The sequence below is a fragment of the Phytohabitans houttuyneae genome (assembly GCF_011764425.1).
In the GTDB taxonomy this organism is placed as follows: domain Bacteria; phylum Actinomycetota; class Actinomycetes; order Mycobacteriales; family Micromonosporaceae; genus Phytohabitans; species Phytohabitans houttuyneae.
The window spans coordinates 754,547-776,353 of record NZ_BLPF01000004.1 but is presented as its reverse complement, the minus strand read 5'-3'; the positions used below and the strand labels follow the sequence as shown (position 1 = coordinate 776,353).

The 21,807-nt window shown below is 74.0% G+C and carries 4 protein-coding genes and 3 pseudogenes; all 7 read right to left on the bottom strand.

Annotation, left to right across the window (positions count from 1 at the left end; genetic code table 11):
* Positions 1 to 447, bottom strand: a complete 447-nt coding sequence (locus Phou_RS51815; RefSeq protein WP_218579605.1) for an acyl carrier protein — start codon at positions 445 to 447, stop codon at positions 1 to 3.
* The gene (locus Phou_RS51810) at positions 363 to 3,149 is read right to left on the bottom strand and encodes an SDR family NAD(P)-dependent oxidoreductase (RefSeq protein ID WP_218579604.1); all 2,787 of its coding nucleotides are present in this window, start codon (positions 3,147 to 3,149) and stop codon (positions 363 to 365) included. The genes Phou_RS51815 and Phou_RS51810 overlap by 85 nt, the downstream gene beginning before the upstream one ends.
* The gene (locus Phou_RS51805) at positions 3,116 to 10,282 is read right to left on the bottom strand and encodes a type I polyketide synthase (protein WP_173070400.1); all 7,167 of its coding nucleotides are present in this window, start codon (positions 10,280 to 10,282) and stop codon (positions 3,116 to 3,118) included. The genes Phou_RS51810 and Phou_RS51805 overlap by 34 nt, the downstream gene beginning before the upstream one ends.
* A gap of 41 nt (positions 10,283 to 10,323) precedes the next feature.
* Entirely contained in the window at positions 10,324 to 12,429 is a 2,106-nt protein-coding gene (locus tag Phou_RS56120; protein ID WP_443094381.1) for a type I polyketide synthase, read from the bottom strand.
* A gap of 198 nt (positions 12,430 to 12,627) precedes the next feature.
* Positions 12,628 to 18,547, bottom strand: a pseudogene (locus Phou_RS55945) (type I polyketide synthase); the annotation flags it as partial.
* A 30-nt stretch (positions 18,548 to 18,577) separates the two neighbouring features.
* Positions 18,578 to 18,856, bottom strand: a pseudogene (locus tag Phou_RS56115) (polyketide synthase dehydratase domain-containing protein); the annotation flags it as partial.
* A gap of 144 nt (positions 18,857 to 19,000) precedes the next feature.
* Positions 19,001 to 21,772 (bottom strand): annotated as a pseudogene (locus Phou_RS50790) (type I polyketide synthase); the annotation flags it as partial.
* Positions 21,773 to 21,807 lie beyond the last annotated feature (35 nt).

Genomic DNA, 21,807 nt, shown 5'->3' with positions numbered 1-21,807 from the left:
CTAGTTGATTCCGAGTTCCTGGTCGATCAGGGCGAACATTTCGTCGTCGGTGGCCTGGGTGAGCGCCGCCGTGGTGGTGCCGGCGGTGCCGCCGCTCTCAAGCCGCCACTGCACGGCGGCGAGCCGTTTGGCCAGCCGGGTGCGGGCGGCTTGGTCGAGCTCGGCGGCGGCTACGGCGGCCTCCAGCCGTTCGAGCTCGGCGAAGATGCCCTCCGGCGCGCGGTCGCCGTCGACGCCGAGGGCGGTGCCGAGATGCCGGGCGAGCGCGAGCGGGGTGGGGTAGTCGTAGAGGGTGGTCTCCGGCAGCCGCACGCCCGCCTCGGCGGCGAAGCGGTTGCGCAGCTCGACGGCGGTCAGCGAGTTCATGCCGAGGTCGACGAAGCCGCGCTCCCGGTCGATCGTGCGGGCCGACTCGTGACCGAGCACCGCGGCGACGTGCCGGACCACCAGCTCCAGCAGCAGTCCTTCCCGCTCGCCCGGCGCGCTGCCGCGCAGACGGGCGGCGAGGTCGGTGCGGGCCGCGGCGGTGCCGGTCGCCGGTGCCGGCGGCAGGCCGGGCAGGTCGCGCAGGATGGCGGGCGCCTCGCGCCCGGTGAACGCGCGCAGGTCGAGCGGGCGGGGACGAGAAGCGGCTCGTCCACATCGGACGCGCGGTCGAACAGCTCCAGCCCCCGGTCGGTGGTGATCGGGACGATGCCCTGCCCGCGCAGCAGGGCGATGTCCGCCTCGGCGAGGGCGCGGGTGATGCCGCCCCGCTCCTCCCACAGCCCCCAGGCGAGCGAGATGCCGGGCAGGCCGATCGCCCGGCGGTGCTGGGCCAGTGCGTCGAGGAAGGTGTTCGCGGCGGCGTAGTTGGCCTGGCCGGGTGCGCCGGTGATGCCGGCCGCCGAGGAGAAGAGCACGAAAGCGGCGAGGTTGGCGTCCCGGGTCAGCTCGTGCAGGTGTACGGCGGCGTCAAGCTTGGGCCGGAGCACGCGCTCGAACCGCTCGCCGGACAGCGAGCGCAGCATGCCGTCGTCGAGGACGGCCGCGGTGTGCACGACCGCGCTGATCGCCCGTCCGCTGAGGAGGCTGGCCAGGTCGTCGCGGTTGGCGGTGTCGCAGGCGGCGACCTCCGCGGTGGCGCCGAGCGCGGACAGTTCAGCGACGAGCGCGTCGGCGCCCGGGGCGTCCGGACCGCGCCGGCTGACCAGCAGCAGGTGCCGGATGCCGTGCTGCCCGGCGAGGTGCCGGGCGACGGCCGCGCCGAGCGCGCCGGTGCCGCCGGTGATGAGCACGGTGCCCTCGCGGGCCGCCTCCCACCGGGTGGTGGGCGCGGGCCGCCCTTCGACCGGGGAGAGGCGGAGCACGGACGCGGTGCCGCTCCGGATGGCCACCTGGGGCTCGCCGGCCGCGCGGGCGGAGGCCACGGCAGCCGGGAGCGCGGCCTCGGATCCGGCGGTGCCGTCCACGTCGACGAGCGTGATCCGGCCGGGATGCTCGGACTGCGCCGAGCGGACCAGTCCCCACACGCCCGCGGCGGCGATACCGTCCACTGTGTCGCCCGGCGCGACGGCCGTCGCGTTGCGGGTCACCACGACAAGGTGTGAGTCCGTGCGGCCTTCCTCGGCGAGCCAGGACTGTACGGCGGCGAGCGCGCCCCGCACCGCGCCTTGCGCCGTGCCGGCCAGGTCACCACCGGTGTCCGGCGTGATGTCGAGCAGCACGGTGTCCGGGGCCGGTTCGCCGGCCGGGGTCGCGAGCGGCGTCCACAGCGGCCGGAAGAGCCCGTCATCGCCGGCGGGGCGGGCCGGCCAGTAGCGGCTGCGCTGGAACGGGTACGTGGGCAGGTCGATCCGGCGGGCACCCGTGCCGGCGTACGCGGCCGCCCAGTCGACGTCGACGCCTACGACGTGCAGGCGGGCAAGGGCGGTGGTGGCGGCCAGTTCCTCGCCGGTGTCGGCGCGCAGCAGCGGCACCACGACCGCATCCCCGGGCGCCGCGCCGGCGACCATCGCCGACAGCACACCGTCCGGGCCGACCTCCAGCATCGCGTCCACGCCCCGCTCGCGCAGGGTCGCGACCGCGTCGGCGAAGCGGACCGGCTCGCGCACCTGCCGCACCCAGTACTCGGGCGAGGTGACGTCGCCGCCGGCGACGAGGGGTATGCGGGGTGGGGAGAACGACAGTCCCTTCACGACCGTGTGAAAGTCGTCGAGCATCGGGTCCATCAGCGGCGAGTGGAAAGCGTGCGACACCGCGAGCCGCTTCGCCCGCCAACGCCCGGCCAGCGCCAGGACGGCTTCCTCCTCGCCGGCGATGACGACCGAGGCGGGCCCGTTGACGGCGGCGATCGACACGCCGCCGGTGAGCAGCGGCCTCACCTCGTCCTCCGTGGCGCGTACCGCCACCATCGCGCCACCGGCCGGCAGGGCGCCCATCAGCGAGGCCCGGGCCGAGACAAGCGTCGCGGCGTCGGTGAGGGTGAGGACGCCCGCGACATGTGCGGCGGCGACCTCGCCGATTGAGTGGCCGGTCAGCTGGTCGGCCCGGATGCCGAGCGACTCGACGAGCCGGTAGAGCGCGACCTCGATGGCGAATAGTGCGGGCTGCGCCCACCCGGTGTGGTCGAGGCGGTCACGGTCCGTACCCCACATGACGTCCCGCAGGCCGGGGTCCAGGTGGGACAGCACCTCGTCGAGTGCGGCGGCGAAGGTGGGAAAGCGGTCGTACAGCCCGCGTCCCATGCCCAGCCGCTGCGCGCCCTGGCCGGTGAAGAGCAGCGCGAGCGTCCGCTCCCGGGCGGTGCCGCGGGCGGTCTCGACCACGCCCTCGGCACCGGCCAGCAGGACCGCCCGGTGCTCGAAGAGGGAACGGCCGGTCGCGAGGGAGTAGCCGGTGTCGAGCCGAGCGTCCTCCGGGAGCGCGTTGAGCCGCTCGATCTGCGCGTCGAGCGCGGCGGCGGAGCGCGCCGACACCGGCCATGCGACGAGGGCGGGCGTGGCGGCCGGCTCCCCTACCGGCTCGGCGGCGGGTGGCTCTTCGAGGATGACGTGCGCGTTGGTGCCGCTGATGCCGAACGACGACACCGCCGCCCGCCTCGGCCGCCCCACCTCGGGCCACGGCTGGCTGGCCGTCAGCAGCGAGACCGCTCCGGCGGACCAGTCCACGTGCGTCGAGGGGCGTCCACGTGCAGTGTCCTCGGCGCGATGCCGTGCCGCAGCGCCTCGACCATCTTGATGACGCCCGCGGTACCGGATGCGGCCTGGAGGTGACCGATGTTCGACTTGACGGCGCCGAGCAGCAGCGGCCGCTCGCGGTCCTGCCCGTACGTGGCCAGCACCGCCTGCGCCTCGATCGGGTCGCCGAGCGCGGTGCCGGTGCCGTGCCCCTCGACGACGTCCACGTCGGACGGTGCGAGGCCGGCGTTGGCGAGCGCCTGGCGGATGACGCGGCGCTGGGCGGGACCGTTCGGCGCGGTGAGGCCGTTGCTGCCGCCGTCCTGGTTGACGGCTGAGCCGCGGATCAGCGCGAGCACCGGGTGACCCTTTCGCCGGGCGTCGGACAGGCGCTCCAGCACGAGAACCCCGGCCCCCTCCGACCAGCCCGGCCCGTCGGCCGCGTCGGCGAACGCCTTGCACCGCCCGTCCGCCGCCGAGCCGCCCTGCCGGTGAAACTCGGTGTAGATGAGCGGGTCCACCATCACTGTCACGCCGCCGACGAGCGCCAGCGAGCACTCGCCGGTGCGCAGCGCCTGGGCGGCGAGGTGCATGGCGACGAGCGACGAGGAGCAGGCGGTGTCGACGGTGAGCGCGGGCCCTTCGAGGCCGAGCGTGTACGACACGCGGCCGGAGATGACGCTCAGTGCCGTACCCGTGAGCACGAAACCCTGCGAGTCCTCGTCGTCCTGGAGCGCGGCGCCGTAGTCCGAGCTGCCCGCGCCGACGAAGACCCCGGTGTCCGAGCCGGCGAGCGACCTCGGCGCGATGCCGGCCCGCTCCAGGGCTTCCCACGCGGTCTCCAGCAGCAGGCGCTGCTGCGGGTCCATCGCGAGCGCCTCGCGCGGCGAGATGCCGAAGAAGTCGGCGTCGAAGTCCATCGCGTCGGCGACGAACCCGCCCACGAGCGCGGTGGCCGGCGTGTCCGGACCGAGCAGGGTGGCCAGGTCCCAGCCGCGGTCGGCCGGAATGCCGCCCATCGCGTCCCGCTCGTCGACGACAAGCCGCCACAGGTCGTCCGGTGACCGCACGTCGCCGGGGAGCCGGCAGCCCATCCCGACGATGACGATCGGGTCGTCGCCCGAGGCGGTGGCCGCGACCGGGCCGCTGTCTCCCGCCGTGGCCCCGAGCAGCTCGCTGACCGTGTGGTCAGTCAGGTGCCGGATCGTCGGGTGGTCGAAGACGAGCGTGGCGCTGAGCCGCAGTCCGGTCGCCGCGTTGAGCCGGTTGCGCAGCTCGACGGCGGTGAGCGAGTCGAACCCGAGATCCTTGAACGGGCGCTCCACCTCGATGGATGCGCCGCTGGCGTGCCCCAGGACGGCGGCCACCTCGCGACGGAGCAGGTCGACGACCATCCGCTCCCGCTCGGCGGCGGGCAGGCCGCGCAGCGTCGCGGCGAGCGAGGTCTCCGCGCCCGCTCCGGCCGCCGTGGCGGCGCGGCGGATCGGGGCCCGGACCAGCCCGCGGAGCAGGTCGGGCACCGCGTCCCGGCCGCGCAGCGCCCGCAGGTCCAGCCGCATGGGCACCGCCGCCGCGGCGTCCACCGACGTCGCGGTCTCGAAGAGCGCCAGTCCCTGCTCGACGGTCAGCAGTGGCATGCCGGAGCGGGTGATGCGGTCGCGGTCGGCCTCGGTCAGGGTCGCCGTCATGCCGGTGTCCTGGGTGAACGCACCCCAGGCGAGTGAGATGGCGGGCAGGCCGAGGCTTCGGCGGTGCGCGGCGAGGGCGTCGAGGTAGGCGTTGCCGGCGGCGTAGTTGCCCTGGCCGGGACTGCCCAGCACACCGGCCGACGAGGAGTAGAGGACGAACGCGGCGAGGTCTAAGTCGCGGGTCAGCTCGTGCAGATGCCACGCCGCGTCCACCTTCGGCCGCAGCACAGCGGACAACCGCTCCGCCGTCAACGACCCGACCAACCCGTCATCCAAAACACCCGCGGTGTGCACCACCGCCGTCAACCGCCGCCCACTGAGCAGGCCGGCCACCGCCTCCCGATCCGCGACATCACACGCCACGACCTCGACCTCGGCACCCAGACTCGCCAACTCGTCCCGCAACGCCACCGCACCCGGCGCAGCCAACCCACGCCGACTCGTCAACAACAACCGCCGCATCCCACGCACAGACACCAGATGCCGGGCCAACTCACCACCCAAACCACCCGTACCGCCAGTGACCAGCACCGTCCCGCCCGGATCCCACACCCGCGGCATCGTCAACACGATCTTGCCGACATGCTTCGCCATGCTCATGAACCGGAACGCCTCACCAGCCCGACGCACATCCCACGACGTCACCGGCAACGGCCGCAGGGCGTCAATCGCGAAGAGGTCCAGCAGCTCGCCCAGCATCGACCCGATCCGCTCAGGACCCGCGTCGGCCAGATCGAAAGGCCGGTACACCACACCCGGCAGATCCTCAGCACGGCGGATATCCGTCTTGCCCATCTCGACGAACCGGCCACCAGCCCGAAGCAAACCCACCGACGCGTCCACAAACTCACCCGCCAGCGAGTTCAACACCACATCCACCGACGGAAAACGCGAAGCAAAACCAAGCGAACGCGACGACGCAATATGCGCCTCATCCAACCCCAGCGACCGCAACACCTCCCACTTACCCTCACTCGCCGTCGCAAAGACCTCCGCACCCAAATACCGCGCAAGCTGAACCGCCGCCATCCCCACACCACCAGCACCGGCATGGATCAACACCCGCTCACCCGCCACCAAACCCGCCAGATCCACCAACCCGTAGTAGGCGGTGAGGAAGACGACCGGGACCGAGGCGGCGGTCTCGTCCGACCACCGCGCCGGCGTCCTGGCGAGAAAGCGCTCGTCGGCGATGCCGAGCGGGCCGAAGCTCTCGGCCACCATGCCGGTGACCCGCTCGCCGACCCGCAGGTCGGTCACCTCGGGCCCGATCTCCACGACGGTGCCCGCCGCCTCCGAGCCGGAGACCCGCACGTCGCCCGGGTACATGCCGAGAGCCGTGAGCACGTCCCTGAAGTTCAGGCCGGCCGCGCCGATCGCCACGCGCACCTCGCGCTCGGCCAATGGTCGGCTCGCCTCCGGAGCCGGTACGAGTGCCAGCCCGTCAAGGCTTCCGCCGCGGGTGCTGCCGAGCCGCCAGGGACAGCCGACCGGCGGCACGAGCTCCACATCGGACATCCGCGCGAGCCGCGGCACGAAGAAGGTGCCACCGCGCACCGCGTACTCCTGCTCGCCACCGGACGGCAGGTCGGGCAGGTCGGTGCCGTCCAGGTCGACGAGCAGAAACCGGCCGGGCTGCTCGGCCTGCGCGGACCGCACCAGGCCCGACACGGCGGCACCGGCGAGGTCGCGCACGGGCTCGCCGGCCACGCTGACCGCGCCGCGCGTGACGAAGACATGCCGGCGGTCGTCCGACTCGGCCGCTTGGAGGACGGCGAGCACACGCGCGGTCAGCGCGTGCACCGCGTCAGGGCCTTCTCCGTCTCCGACGGCATCGATCCGGACGGTGTCCGGCGCCCGCGGCGAAGGCTCCACGGCCGTGGGGGTCCAAGTCATGGCAAACAACGATTCGGTACCGGCGTGAGGCGTCGCGGGCGGCCGGAAAGCGACTGACTCGACGCTCAACACGCCGGCACCCGAGCCGTCGACGGCGGCCAGCGACACGGCACCGGTGCCGGTCGCGGCGAGCCGCACGCGGAGGGTCGCGGCACCGGACGCGTGCAGTGACACGCCCGTCCAGTCGAACGGCAGCAGGCCCTCCCCGGCGCCGTCCACGAACGCGACCGCGTGCAGCGCGGCGTCCAGCAGCGCTGGGTGCAGCCCGTACGCCTGCGGATCGGGCGCACCGTCCGGGAGCGCCACCTCGGCGAAGACCTCGTCGCCGCGCCGCCACACGCCGCGCAGGCCCTGGAAGACCGGCCCGTACGCGAGGCCGCTGCCGGCCATCCGCGGGTAGAAGCCGGCGAGGTCGGCCGGCTCGGCACCGGCTGGCGGCCACACCGTCGTGTCGAAGCCCTCGGCGGCGGCGAGATCATCGGTGAGCGCGCCGGTGGCGTGCAGCGTCCAGGCCGCGTCGGCCGACTCCTCGGTCCGGCCGTACACGGACAGCTCGCGGCGGCCGCCCTCCTGCGGGCCGACCCGCACCTGTACCTGTACGGCGCCGCGCTCCGGCAGCACCAGCGGTGCCACGAGCGTCAGCCCGTCGAGCCGGCCGCAGCCGACCTCGTCCGCGGCGCGGATCGCCAGCTCGACGAACGCCGTACCGGGCAGCAGCACCGCCCCACCAACCGAATGGTCGGCGAGCCAGGCGTGGGTGCGCAGTGACAGCCGTCCGGTGAAGAGGAGCCCGGAGCCGTCGGCGAGTTCGGCGGCCGCGCCGACGAGCGGGTGCCGGGTCGCGTCCAGTCCGGCGGCGCGCACATCGCCGGCCGCCGAGCCGCCGCTGGGCCAGAACCGCTCGCGCTGGAACGGATACGTGGGCAGGTCGACGTGGCGGGACCCGGTGCCGGCGAAGAGCGTGGCCCAGTCGACCGCGACGCCGGCCACGTGCAGGCGCGCGAGGGCCGTGACGGCGGCGACCTCCTCGGGCCGGTCCTTGCGCAGTACCGGCGTCACCGTTGCCGGGTCCTCGCCGAGGCACTCCTGGACCATGCTGGACAGCGCGCCGCTCGGCCCGACCTCCAGCAGCGCGGAGACGCCGGCCTCGCGGAGGGCTCCGATCCCGTCGGCGAAGCGCACCCCGCCGCGTACGTGCCGCACCCAGTAGTCGGGCGTGCACACCTCGTCGGGCGCGGCGATCCGGCCCGAGAGGTTGGACAGCAGCGGTATCTCCGGCTCCGCAAAGGACAGTCCGTCGAGGACCGCGCGGAACTCCTCCAGCATCGGCTCCATCAGCGGTGAGTGCGAGGCGTGGGTGATCGCGAGGCGGGACGTCTTGCGGCCTTCGGCGGCGAAGTGGCCGGCCACCTCCAGTACCGTCGCCTCGTCGCCGGAGACCACCACGGACGCCGGGCTGTTGATGGCGGCGATGGAGGCCCGCGTCTCGTGGCCGGCCAGGCGTGGGAGGACCTCCGCCTCGGTCGCCTGTACCGCCACCATGGCCCCGCCCGGCGGCAACGCCTGCATCAAACGGGATCGGGCGGCGACCAGCCGGCACGCGTCCGGCAGCGAGAAGACGCCGGCCAGGTGGGCGGCGACGACCTCGCCGTTGGAGTGCCCGCCGAGGTAGCCGGCGCTGACGCCGAACGACTCCATCAGCCGGTACAGCGACACCTGGAGCGCAAACAGCGCGGGCAGTGCCAGCCCCATCTGGTCGAGCAGATCCTTGTTGCTGCCCCAGACCACCTCGCGCAAGGGCCGGGCGAGGTGCGGGTCGAGCTCGGCGACCACCTCGTCGAAGGCCCGGGCGAAGACGGGGAAGCGCTGGTACAGCTCGCGCCCCATGCCGAGCCGCTGCCCGCCGCCACCGGAGAAGAGCATCGCCAGCAGCGGCTGGCTCGCGACGCCGCGTGCGATCTCCGGCATGCCGTCTTCGCAGGCCATGAGCACGGCGCGGTGCGGCAGCTGGGCCCGGCCGGTGGCGAGTGACCGTCCGATGTCGACGAGCGCGGGTGCCGGCAGTGCGCGGAGCCGCGCGAGCTGCGCATCGAGCGCCGCCTCACTCTTGGCCGCGACGAGCCACGGTACGGCGGCCGGCACGGGAGCGGACTGGGTCTCGGCCTCGGAAGCCGTGGCCTGTTCGAGGATCACGTGTGCGTTGGTGCCGCTGATGCCGAACGACGAGACGCCGGCCCGCCACGGCCGGTCGACGGCGGGCCACGGCGCCGGCTCGGTCAGCAGCGTTACGCCGCCGGCTTCCCAGTCCACATGGGACGACGGAGAGTCGACGTGGAGGGTCTTGGGTACGAGCCCGTGCCGCAGCGCGAGCACCATCTTCATCACGCCGGCGACTCCCGCGGCCGCCTGCGTGTGGCCGATGTTCGACTTCACCGAGCCGAGCAGCAGCGGCCGCTCCCGCTCCTGCCCGTACGTCGCCAGGAGCGCCTGCGCCTCGATCGGATCGCCCAGCGTGGTACCGGTGCCGTGCGCCTCTACCGCGTCGATGTCCGCCGCCGACAGGCCGGCGTTGGCGAGCGCGGCCCGGATCACCCGCTGCTGCGAGGGGCCGTTCGGCGCGGAGAGACCGTTGGAGGCGCCGTCCTGGTTGACCGCCGAGCCGCGCACCACCGCGAGCACGGGATGCCCGAGCCGGCGCGCGTCGGAGAGCCGCTCCACGACCAGGACCCCGACGCCTTCGGACCAGCCGGTGCCGTCGGCCGCCTCGGCGAATGCCTTGCACCGCCCGTCCGGCGCCAGCCCGCCCTGCTTGGAAAACTCGACGAAGACGAACAGGTCGGCGAAGACCATCGCGCCGCCGACGAGGGCGAGTGAGCACTCGTCGTTTCGCAGCGCCTGCACGGCGAGGTGGAGTGCGACGAGTGAGGAGGAGCAGGCGGTGTCGATGGTGACGGCGGGGCCTTCGAGCCCGAACGTGTAGGAGACCCGACCGGACATCACGCTGCCGGTCGTGCCGGTCAGCACGAAACCCTCGGACTCTTCGGAAAGCAGCGAGTCGTAGCCGGTGCCGCAGGCGCCGACGAACACGCCGGTGCGGCTTCCGCGCAGCCGGGTCGCGTCGATGCCGGCGCGCTCGATCGCCTCCCACGAGGTCTCCAGCAGCAGCCGCTGCTGCGGTTCCATGGCAAGGGCTTCGCGCGGCGACAGGCCGAAGAAGCCGGCGTCGAACCCCGCCACGTCGTCGAGAAAGCCGCCCTCGCGCGTGGCGGAGCGTGACGTGCCGTCCGCGCCGAAGAGCCGGTCGAGGTCGAAGCCGCGGTCGGTGGGGAACCCGCCGATGCCGTCCCGCCCCTCGGCGACGAGCCGCCACAGATCTTCCGGTGACCGCACCCCGCCGGGCAGGCGGCAGGCCATCCCGGTGATCGCGATCGGCTCCCGGTTGCGCGACTCCAACTCGTCCACCCGCTGGCGGGCGCGCTTGAGGTCGACGGTGACCCGCCTCAGGTACTCGACGACTCTGTCCTGCTGGTCTTCGGGCACTGGTCCGTCCTCGTCACGCGCGGTGGAAATGCTGCGGCTCCTCACGAGAGGGTGAGCTCGTCGTCGATGATGTCGAGCAGTTCGCCAAGGGATGCCGACTTGATGTCCTCTTCGGACGACTTGCCGGCCGGTACCGGCACCGCCTGGCGCAGCTTCGCGGCCATCCGCTCCAGCCGGTCGGCGAGGTGCTGCGGATCGCCCTCGTCCACAGCGGACGACAGCAGCGCCGCCTCAAGGCGGTCCACCTCGTCCGCGAGGGAGACAGCCGGTGCCTCATCCACCACGAGGTTGGTCAGCAGGTAGTCGGCGACGGCGAGCGGTGTCGGGTAGTCGAAGACGAGCGTGGTCGGCAGTCGCAGGCCGGAGATGCCGTTGAGGCGGTTGCGGAGCTCGACGGAGGTGAGGGAGTCGAAGCCCAGCGCCCGGAACTCCACGTCGGAGCCGACCGCCTCGATGCCACTGTGTCCCAGCACGGCGGCCGCCTCGCCCCGGACGACGTCGAGCGCGGCCCGGCTCCGTTCGGTCTTGCGGAGGCTGGACAGCCGCTGTGCCAGCGAGACAGCGGTGGCGGCGTGGCCGTTGGCGGCCGCCCGCCGACCGGTCTTCACCAGCGCCCGCAGCGGCGGCGCCACTTCGGGGAGCGCGCGCAGCCTGGGCAGGTCCAGCGCCATCGGCACGACGTTCGCCTCGTCCAGGCCGAGCGCGGCGTCGAACATCGCCAGGCCGTCCTCGACGCTCAGTGGCGGGAGTCCGGCGCGAGCCATGCGTGCCATGTCGGCGTCGGTCAAGCCGCTTGTCATCCCGTTGCCCTGCGCCCAGGCGCCCCAGGCGAGTGAGATGGCGGGCAGGCCGAGGCTTCGGCGGTGCGCGGCGAGGGCGTCGAGGTAGGCGTTGCCGGCGGCGTAGTTGCCCTGGCCGGGACTGCCCAGCACACCGGCCGACGAGGAGTAGAGGACGAACGCGGCGAGGTCTAAGTCGCGGGTCAGCTCGTGCAGATGCCACGCCGCGTCCACCTTCGGCCGCAGCACAGCGGACAACCGCTCCGCCGTCAACGACCCGACCAACCCGTCATCCAAAACACCCGCGGTGTGCACCACCGCCGTCAACCGCCGCCCACTGAGCAGGCCGGCCACCGCCTCCCGATCCGCGACATCACACGCCACGACCTCGACCTCGGCACCCAGACTCGCCAACTCGTCCCGCAACGCCACCGCACCCGGCGCAGCCAACCCACGCCGACTCGTCAACAACAACCGCCGCATCCCACGCACAGACACCAGATGCCGGGCCAACTCACCACCCAAACCACCCGTACCGCCAGTGACCAGCACCGTCCCGCCCGGATCCCACACCCGCGGCATCGTCAACACGATCTTGCCGACATGCTTCGCCATGCTCATGAACCGGAACGCCTCACCAGCCCGACGCACATCCCACGACGTCACCGGCAACGGCCGCAGGGCGTCAATCGCGAAGAGGTCCAGCAGCTCGCCCAGCATCGACCCGATCCGCTCAGGACCCGCGTCGGCCAGATCGAAAGGCCGGTACACCACACCCGGCAGATCCTCAGCACGGCGGATATCCGTCTTGCCCATCTCGACGAACCGGCCACCAGCCCGAAGCAAACCCACCGACGCGTCCACAAACTCACCCGCCAGCGAGTTCAACACCACATCCACCGACGGAAAACGCGAAGCAAAACCAAGCGAACGCGACGACGCAATATGCGCCTCATCCAACCCCAGCGACCGCAACACCTCCCACTTACCCTCACTCGCCGTCGCAAAGACCTCCGCACCCAAATACCGCGCAAGCTGAACCGCCGCCATCCCCACACCACCAGCACCGGCATGGATCAACACCCGCTCACCCGCCACCAAACCCGCCAGATCCACCAACCCGTAGTACGCGGTGAGAAAGACAAGCGGTGCCGAGGCGGCCGTGGTGTCGGTCCACTGTGGTGGCACGAGGCCGAGCTGCCGGCCGTCCGCAATCGCCAGTGGGCCAAATCCGTCGTCGACGAGCCCCAGGACGCGGTCACCGACCCGTAGACCGGTCACCTCGGGCCCGACCTCCACGACGGTGCCGGCCGCCTCGGCGCCGAAGACCCGCACATCGCCCGGGTACATGCCGAGAGCGGTGAGCACGTCCCTGAAGTTCAGGCCGGTAGCGCTGACGGCGAGGCGCACCTCGTGCCCGGACAGCGGCCGGGTCGACTCCGGCGACGGTACGAGCGCCAGTGCGTCCAGGCTGCCTGCGGGCAGGCAGTCGAGCCGCCACGGCCCGTGCGGCGGCGGGGCGAACGCGTTGCCGGAGGCCGCGCGGACGAGGCGCCCGGCGAGCACCGCACCGTCGCGGACCACTGCCTGTGTCTCGCCGGCCGCGAACAGGGCGGGGACGAGGGCGGCCACCGCGTCGGGGCCGCTTGCGTCGGTGACGTCGACGAGCAGGAGGCGGCCGGGCTGCTCTTCCTGCGCGGCGCGGACCAGGCCCCACACAGCGGCCGCGGCCGGGTCGGCACCGGTCGTGGCGCCGCTGGTCACCACCGCGAGCCGCGCGTCGCCGTACCGGTCGCCCTCCAGCCACTCCTGCAGGACGCCGAGCACCGTGGTGGTCAGTCGCCGCACCGACTCAGGGGAGCCGTCGGGGTCGCTTCCGACCGGGTAGAGCACCACTTCCGGTACCGGATCGGTGAGGTCGGCGGGCGAGCCGGTCAGCGCCGCCCAGCGCGGCTCGACCGCCGGCTCGATCGGCAGCGCGGTCCAGTCCAGGCGGTACAGCGAGTCGCCGCCGTCCGGCACCCGGTGCAGTTCCTCGGCGCGCATGACCCGCAGCGCGAGCCGATCGACGGTGGCCACCGCCTGACCCGACGCGTCGGCCACGGCGAGGGATATCGCGTTCTCCCCGGCCCCGGTGAGCCGCACCCGCAGCGCGGCGGCGCCGGAGGCGAGCAGGGTCACGCCCTCCCACGCGAACGGCAGTGCCCCAGCCGCCACCCCGAGGTCGACCACGCCGGCCGCGTGCAGAGCGGCGTCGAGGAGTGCGGGATGAAGCCCGTACGCGCTTGCGTCACCGGCAGCGGCGGGCAGCTCGATCTCGGCGAAGACCTCGTCGCCGCGCCGCCACACGGCGCGCAGCCCTTGGAACGCGGGCCCGTACCGGAAGCCCGACTCGGCGAAGGCGTCGTAGCAGCCGCTGACGTCCACCGCTTCCGCGCCCGCGGGCGGCCAGGCCGTAGCGTCGAACGTGGACGGTGCCGCGCCCGAGCCGAGCGTGCCCGAGGCGTGCTGGGTCCAGCCGGTACCGGAGACGCCGGCCGGGCGGGAGTGGATGCCGACCGGACGCCGGCCACCCTCCTCGGCACCGACCCGCACCTGCACGACCACCGCGCCCTGGTCGGGCAGCACCAGTGGCGCGGCGACGGTCAGCTCCTCCACCCGGTCGCAGCCGGCCTCGTCGGCGGCGCGGACAGCGAGGTCGAGCAGGGCGGTACCGGGCACGAGCACCGAACCGAGCACGGCGTGGTCGCGCAGCCACGGGTGGGCCTGCGCCGAGAGCCGCCCGGTAAGCACGAGCCCTTCGCCACCCGCGAGGTCGACCGCACCGCCGAGCAGCGGATGGCCGGCGGGAGCCAGGCCGAGAGCGGAGGCGTCGACCGGGCCGGCCGAGGTCACCGGCCAGTACCGCTGGCGCAGGAACGCGTGCGTCGGCACGTCCACGCGCCGCGCGCCGGTACCCGCGTAGTAGGCGGCCCAGTCGACCGGTACCCCGATCGCATGCAGCTTGGCGAGCGCGGTGGCCGCGCTGGCCTCCTCGCCGCGGTCGCGGCGCAGGAACGGTACGACGGTGGCCTCGTCCGGCAGCGAGTCGGCGGCCATCCCGGAGAGCACGGCGTCCGGGCCGAGCTCCAGGTACGTGGCGACGCCGGCGCTGTGCAGGGCGCTGATCCCGTCGGCGAAACGCACCGCCTCGCGGACGTGCCGCACCCAGTACTCGGGGTACGTCACGTCACCGCTCGCCACGAACGGGATGCGCGGCGGGGCGAACGACAGCTCGCGGACGACCTCACGGAAGCCGGCCAGCATCGGCTCCATCAGCGGCGAGTGGAACGCGTGCGAGACCCGCAGCCGGCTTGTCTTGGCGAAGCCGGCGGCGACCGCGAGGACCGCCTCCTCCTCACCGGCGATGACGAGCGACGACGGCCCGTTCACCGCGGCGATCGAGACGGCGCCGGTGAGCAGCGGCACGACCTCGTCCTCGGTGGCCTGGACGGCCACCATCGCACCGCCGCGCGGCAGCGCTTGCATCAACGCCGCCCGGGCGGACACGAGCCGGGCGGCGTCCGCCAGCGGGAGGACGCCGGACGCGCACGCGGCGGCCACCTCACCGATCGAGTGGCCGGCTACGTGGCCGGGCCGTATCCCGAGCGACTCCACCAGGCGGAAGAGGGCCACCTCGACGGCGAAGATGGCCGGCTGGGCCCAACCCGTCTGGTTGAGCAGGTCGGCGTCGTCCCCCACATCACGTCGCGCAACCCGTCGTCCAGGTGGGACAGTGCCTCGTCCAGCGCCTGTGCGAAGGCCGGGAACCGGTCGTACAGCTCGCGTCCCATGCCGAGCCGCTGCGAACCCTGCCCGGTGAAGAGGATCGCCAGGCCGCCGGAGCGGGCGGTGCCGCGGGCGACCTCGGTGGGCCCGCCCGATCCGGCCAGCAGCACGGCCCTGTGCGCGAAGACCGACCGGCCGGTCAGTGAGATGCCGACGTCGGCCGCCGTGGCGCTGGTCGTGGCCGCGAACGCCCGGAGCCGCTGCACCTGCGCGTCCAGCCCGGCCGGCGTCTTGGCGGAGACCGGCCACGGGGCCACGGACGCGGTGACGGTCGCGGGCTCGGTGACACCGTTTCGGGTCGGCGGCTGCTCCAGGATGACGTGCGCGTTGGTACCGCTCACGCCGAACGACGAGACGGCCGCCCGTCGCGGCCGGCCGCTCTCCGGCCATGCCTCCGCCTCGGCGATGAGCCGTACGTCGCCCGCGCTCCAGTCCACATGGGACGAGGGCCGCTCGGCGTAGAGAGTCTTCGGCGCGGTCCCGTGCTCCATCGCCATGATCATCTTGATCACGCCGGCGGCGCCGGCCGCGGCCTGCGTGTGGCCGAGGTTTGACTTGACCGAGCCGAGCAGCAGCGGCCGCTCCCGGTCCCGGCCGTACGTGGCGAGCAGTGCCTGTGCCTCGATCGGGTCGCCGAGCGCGGTGCCCGTGCCGTGCGCCTCCACCACATCCACGTCCGCCGTGGACAGGCCGCCGCTGCCCAGCGCCTGGAGGATGACGCGCTGCTGGGCGAGGCCGTTCGGCGCGGTGAGCCCGTTGGAGGCGCCGTCCTGGTTGACCGCCGACCCGCGGAGCACCGCCAGGATCCGGTGCCCGTTGCGGAGCGCGTCGGACTCCCGCTCCAGCACGAGCATGCCGATCCCCTCGGACCAGCCGACCCCGCTCGCGTCGTCGGAGAACGCCTTGCACCGGCCATCGGCGGACAGGCCGCGCTGCCGGGAGAAGTCGATGAACGTCTCCGGTGTGGACATCACCGTCACGCCGCCGGCCAGCGCCAGGTCGCACTCGCCGCCGCGCAACGCCTGGGCGGCAAGGTGCATCGCGACGAGCGACGACGAGCACGCGGTGTCGACGGTGACCGCTGGCCCCTCGAAGCCGAACGTGTACGACACCCGGCCGGACGCCACACTCGCCGCGCTGCCGTTGCCGAGGAACCCTTCCAGGTCCTTGCTGCCCAGCAGCCGGTAGTCGTTGTACATGACGCCGGCGAACACGCCCGTCTGGCTGCCGCGCAGCGCCACCGGGTCGATGCCGGCGCGCTCCATCGCCTCCCAGGAGACCTCCAGCAGAAGGCGTTGCTGCGTGTCCGTCGCGGTCGCCTCGCGCGGGCTCATCCCGAAGAATGCCGGGTCGAACTCGGCGGCGTCGTGCAGGAACCCGCCCTCGCGCGTGTACGAGGTGCCGGGCTGGTCGGGGTCCGGGTTGTAGAGCGTGTCCAGGTCCCAGCCGCGGTCGGTGGGAAACTCGCTGATCGCGTCGACGCCGTCGCTGACCAGCCGCCACAGGTCCTCCGGCGAGGCGACCCCGCCGGGAAAGCGGCAGGCCATCCCGACGACCACGACCGGGTCGTCCACCACGTCGGTACGCGCCGCCACCGGCACGCGTACGGCGGCGTCCACACCGGACAGCTCGCCGTGCAGGTACGCCGCGAGTGCCTCCACCGTGGGGTAGTCGAAGACGAGCGTGGCCGGCAGCCTCAGTCCTGTCGTCGCGTGCAGGCGGTTGCGCAGCTCGACCGAGGTGAGCGAGTCGAAGCCGAGGTCGTTGAAGGTGCGGTCCGGCTCCACCGCGGCGGCGTCCGCGTGTCCCAGCACCTGGGCGACCTGCCCGCGTACGAGATCTGCCATGTCCACCTGGGACAGCTGCCGCGCCAGCTCCCCGGCGTCCCGGGCGGTCGGGCGGCGGGCCGGGGCGCGGACCAGCCCGCGCAGCACGGGCGGTACGTCACCGGCGGCACGCACGGCCGCGAGGTCCAGGCGGGCGGGCAGCACGACGGGCTCACCTGCGGCCAGCGCGGCGTCCAGGAGCGCGAGGCCCTGCGCGACCGGTATCGGCGGCAGCCCGGCGCGGGCCATCCGCTCCACCTCCGCGGCGCCGAGCCCGGCCATCATGCCCACTCCGGCGTCCCACGGCCCCACGCCAGCGACACCGCCGGCAGGCCGAGCGCGCGGCGGTGGGCGGCGAGCCCGTCCAGAAACGCGTTGCCGGCCGCGTAGTTGCCCTGGCCGGCGCCGCCGAACGTACCGGCGAGGGAGGAGAAGACCACGAAGGCCGAGAGGTCGCGGTCCCGGGTCAGCTCGTGCAGGTGCCAGGCGGCGTCCACCTTGGGGCGCAGCACGGTCGCGAGCCGCTCCGGGGTGAGGGAGCCGACGAGGCCGTCGTCCAGCACGCCCGCGGTGTGCACGACCGCGCCGACTGAGTGCCTGCTCAGCAGCGCGGCCACCGCGTCCCGGTCGGTCACGTCGCAGGCCTCGACGGCGACGGTGGCGCCCAGTGCGGTGAGGTCGGCGGCGAGCGCGCCGGCTCCGGCGGCGGCCGGGCCGCGGCGGCTGGCGAGCACCACGTCGCGTACCCCCTGGGTCGCCACGAGATGCCGCGCCACGGCGGCGCCGAGCCCGCCTGTGCCGCCGGTCACGAGCACCGGGCCGCGCCACTCGACGGCCTGCCCGGTCGCACGGATCCGGGCCAGCCGGGGTGCCCGCACCTCGCCGGCGACGATCCGCACCTCGGGTTCACCGGTGGCGAGCCCGGCGAGCAGCACGGCGCCGGCGCTGGCATCGTCCAGGTCCACAAGGCCGAAGGAGCCGGGGTTTTCCGCTTCGGCGGCCCGCACGAGGCCCCACACGGCGGCCGCTGCCACGTCGGTGCCGTCGGTCGCGCCCCGCCCCACGAAGACGAGCCGCGCGTCGGCCGACCGCTCGTCGGCAAGCCACGCCTGGAGCAGGCCGAGCACGCGTGCGGTCTCGTCGTGTGCGGCCGCCGGGCGGTAGGCGGCGAGGTCGCCGGTGAGCGGCACGAGCACCATGTCGGCCGGCAGGGCGTCGCCGAGGTCGGCGGCGGTCCGCGCGTCGACGCCGGGAAGGCTGCCGAGGACCGCGATATTGCCGGGTGCCGGTACGGCGTGGGGTACCGGCACCCAATCCAGGTGCCACAGGTGGTCCAGGGCGGAGCCGGCACCGAGGCCACTCGGCGCGGGGCGCTGCACGAGCGACTCGGCCGAGAGCACCGGCTGTCCACTCAGGTCCGTGGCGTCCAGCCGTACCGAGTCGGTGTCCGTCCGGCTGAGGCGTACGCGCAGCGCCGCGGCCCCGGCCGCGTGCAGCGTCACGTTGGTCCAGGAGAACGGGAGGGTGGCCGCGGCTTCCGCGTCACCGGCGAGGGCGTAGGCGTGCAGGGCGCCGTCGAGCAGCGCCGGATGGATCCCGAAGGCGCCGGCTCGGTCGGTGTCGGGCAGGCGGACTTCGGCGTACACGTCGTCGCCGTCGCGCCACGCGGCGGCCAGGCACCGGAACGCCGGCCCGTACTCGTATCCGGCCTCGGCCAGGCGCTCGTAGCCGCCCTCCAGGTCGACCGGCCCGGCGGCGGCGGGCGGTTCGCAGGAGGTCGCGGCCGCGTGCGGCGAGCCGGGCGCGAGGGTACCGCTGGCGTGGCGGGTCCACTCCCGGTCACCGGAGCGTCGCGAGTGGATGGTCACCGTGCGGCTGCCGCCGCTGTCCGCGCCGTCCACCGCCACCTGCAGGGCGACCTCGCCGCTTTCCGGCAGTACCAGCGGCGCCTCGAGCACGAGTTCCGCCACCCGGTCGCCGCCGGCCTCGTCGCCGGCGCGGATCGCGAGCTCCAGGAAGGCGGTGCCGGGCACCAGTGTGGCTCCGAGGATGCGGTGGTCGGCGAGCCACGGGTGGCTGAGGCGGGAGACCGCCCCGGTGAATACCGCGCCGCCCGCACCGGCCACCTCGACCGAACCGCTGAGGATCGAGTGGTCCAGCGTGGACGGTGCGGCGGCGCTGCGCAGCCAGTACGCCGTGCGCTGGAAGGGATACGTCGGCAGGTCCACGCGGCGGGCACCTCGGCCGGCGAAGTAGGCGGCCCAGTCCGGCCCGGAGCCGCGGACGTGCAGGGCGGCGAGTGCCTCGGCCAGCGCCACCGCCTCGTCCTGCCCGGCGCGCAGGGCCGGCAGCGCCACTCCGTCCGGCGCCCCCTCGGCCACCATCGCCGACAGCACGGCGTCGGCACCGAGCTCCAGCACCGACGTGATTCCGTCCGCGCGCAGCGCGTCCACCGCGGCGGCGAAGCGCACCGGCTCCCGGGCCTGGCGCACCCAGTAATCCGGCCCCAGGTCGGCGGCCGCGGCCCGCTTGCCGGTCACGGTCGAGACCAGGGGCAGGCCGGGTGTGCGGTACGCCAGCACGTCCGCCACCCAGCGCAGCTCGTCCAGCGCCGGCTCCATCAGCGGCGAGTGGAACGCGTGCGACACCTTCAGCCGGGTGCTCTTCTCAAAACGGGACGCGACCGCCAGCACGGCCGCCTCGGCCCCGGACAGCACGACCGAACCAGGCGCGTTGACCGCCGCGATCGAGACCCCGTCGGCGAGCATCGGCAGCACGTCGGCCTCCGCAGCCTGTACGGCAACCATCGCCCCGCCATCCGGCAGCTGCTGCATAAGCCGGCCCCGGTGCGCGGCGAACGCGGCGGCGTCCGCGAGGGACCAGAGCCCAGCGACGTGTACGGCGGCGACCTCGCCGATCGAGTGGCCGGCCACCGCGTCGGGGCGCAGCCCCCACGACTCCAGCAGGCGGTACAGCGCGACCTGGAACGCGAACAGGGCCGGCTGGGTGTACGCCGTCTGCTCCAGCAGCGCCGCCTCGGGCGAGCCGTCCTCGGCGAAGACGACCGAGCTGAGCGGCCGGTCAAGGTGCAGGTCGAGTTCCGCGCAGGCGGCGTCGAAGGCCTTGGCGAAGGCGGGGTACCGGGCGTGGAGGCCGCGCCCCATGCCGGCCCGCTGCGCTCCCTGGCCGGGAAAGACGAACGCGAGGCCACCGTGCTGCACGGCACCGGTCACCAGGCCCGGCGAGCTTTCGCCCGCGGCCAGCCGGTCGAGCCCGGCGGCCAGGCCCGCGGCCTCGCCGACCACGACCGCGCGGTGCTCCAGCGCGGCCCGGCCGGTGGCGGCTGAGTACGCGACGTCCAGCGGGTCCACACCGGACCCCACGACGTCGCGGAAGAGCAGCGCCTGCGCCCGCAGCGCGTCGGCCGTACGGGCGGAGAGGACCAGCGGCGCCGGACCCTCGACACGGTCCGCCGGAAGCTCGGCCGCCGGCGGCGGTGCCTCGAGGATCGCGTGCGCGTTGGTGCCGCTGAAGCCGAACGACGAGACCGCACAGCGCCGGGGCGCCTCGGTGGCCGGCCACTCCCGCTCCTCGTGCAGCAGCCGTACCCCACCGGCCGTCCAGTCGACGTGCGGGTTGGGCGGGTCGGCGTGGAGGGTGCGGGGCAGCGTCCCGTACCGCATCGCCTGGACCATCTTGATGACCCCGACGGCGCCGGCGGCGGCCTGGGTGTGCCCGATGTTGGACTTGACCGACCCGAGCCAGAGCGCGACGCCGTCGCGGCGCTCCGCCCCGTAGGTGGCCTGCAGCGCCCCGACCTCGATCGGGTCGCCGAGCGTGGTGCCGGTGCCGTGCGCCTCGACCGCGTCCACATCGGACGCTCTGAGCCCGGCGTCGGCGAGTGCCTCCCGGATGACCCGCTGCTGCGCGATCCCGCTCGGCGCGGTCAGGCCGGCACTCGCGCCGTCCTGGTTCGTGGCCGTGCCGCGGAGCACGGCGAGAACGCGGTGTTCGCGCGCCCGCGCGTCGGAAAGGCGCTCGACGAGGAGCAGAGCCACGCCCTCGCTCCAGCCCGTGCCGTCGGCGGCCGCGCCGAACGCCTTGCACCGCCCGTCGCCGGCGAGCCCTCGCTGCCGGCTGAACGCCATGAACGAGCCCGGCGTGGCCATCACCGCCACGCCACCGGCGATGGCGAGGTCGCACTCACCGCGGCGCAGCGACTGGGCGGCCAGGTGCAGCGCGACCAGCGACCCGGAGCACGCGGTGTCGACGGTGATGGCCGGCCCGTGCAGGCCCAGCTCGTACGCGATCCGTCCAGAGAGGATGCTGCCCGCCGTGCCGGTGATCAAGTGCGCCTCGGCGCCGTCCAGGGCGTTCTCCAGCCCCGGGCCGTACTCGTGGTTTTCCGCGCCGACGAACACTCCGGTGGCCGAGCCGCGGACGGAGAGCGGGTCGATGCCGGCGCCTTCCAGGACCTCCCACGCGGTCTCCAGCAGCTGGCGCTGCTGCGGGTCCATCGCGAGCGCCTCGCGCGGCGAGATGCCGAAGAACGCGGCGTCGAAGGCTGTCGCGCGGTCGACGAACCCGCCGTGCCGCACGTACGTGTGGCCGGCCCGGTCCGGGTCGGGGTCGTAGGAGCCGTCGACATCCCACCCCCGGTCGGTCGGGAACGGGCCGATCGCGTCCCCGCCGTCGCGGATGAAGCGCCACAGGTCCTCGGGCGAGCCGATACCGCCGGGCAGCCGGCAGGCCATGCCGACGATGACGACCGCGTCGTCGCCGTCCGCCCGGGGGCGGGTCGACGCTCGGGCCGGTGCGGTCTCGGTGCCGTCCAGAAGCAGTGTGGCCAGGTGCTCGGCGAGGCCCAGTGGCGTGGGGTGGTCGTACCCGAGCGACACCGCGAGCGCGAGGCCGGTGTGTGCCTGCAGGCGCCGGTGCAGCTCCACGGCGGCGAGCGAGGCGAACCCGAGGTCGGCGAGGCTGCGGCGTGGGTCGTCCAGTTCGGACGGTTCAAGCTGGAGGGCGGCGGCGGCCTGTACCCGCACGAGGTCGAGGAGCCGCCGCAGCGCGTCGGCACGCGTGCCGGCGGCGA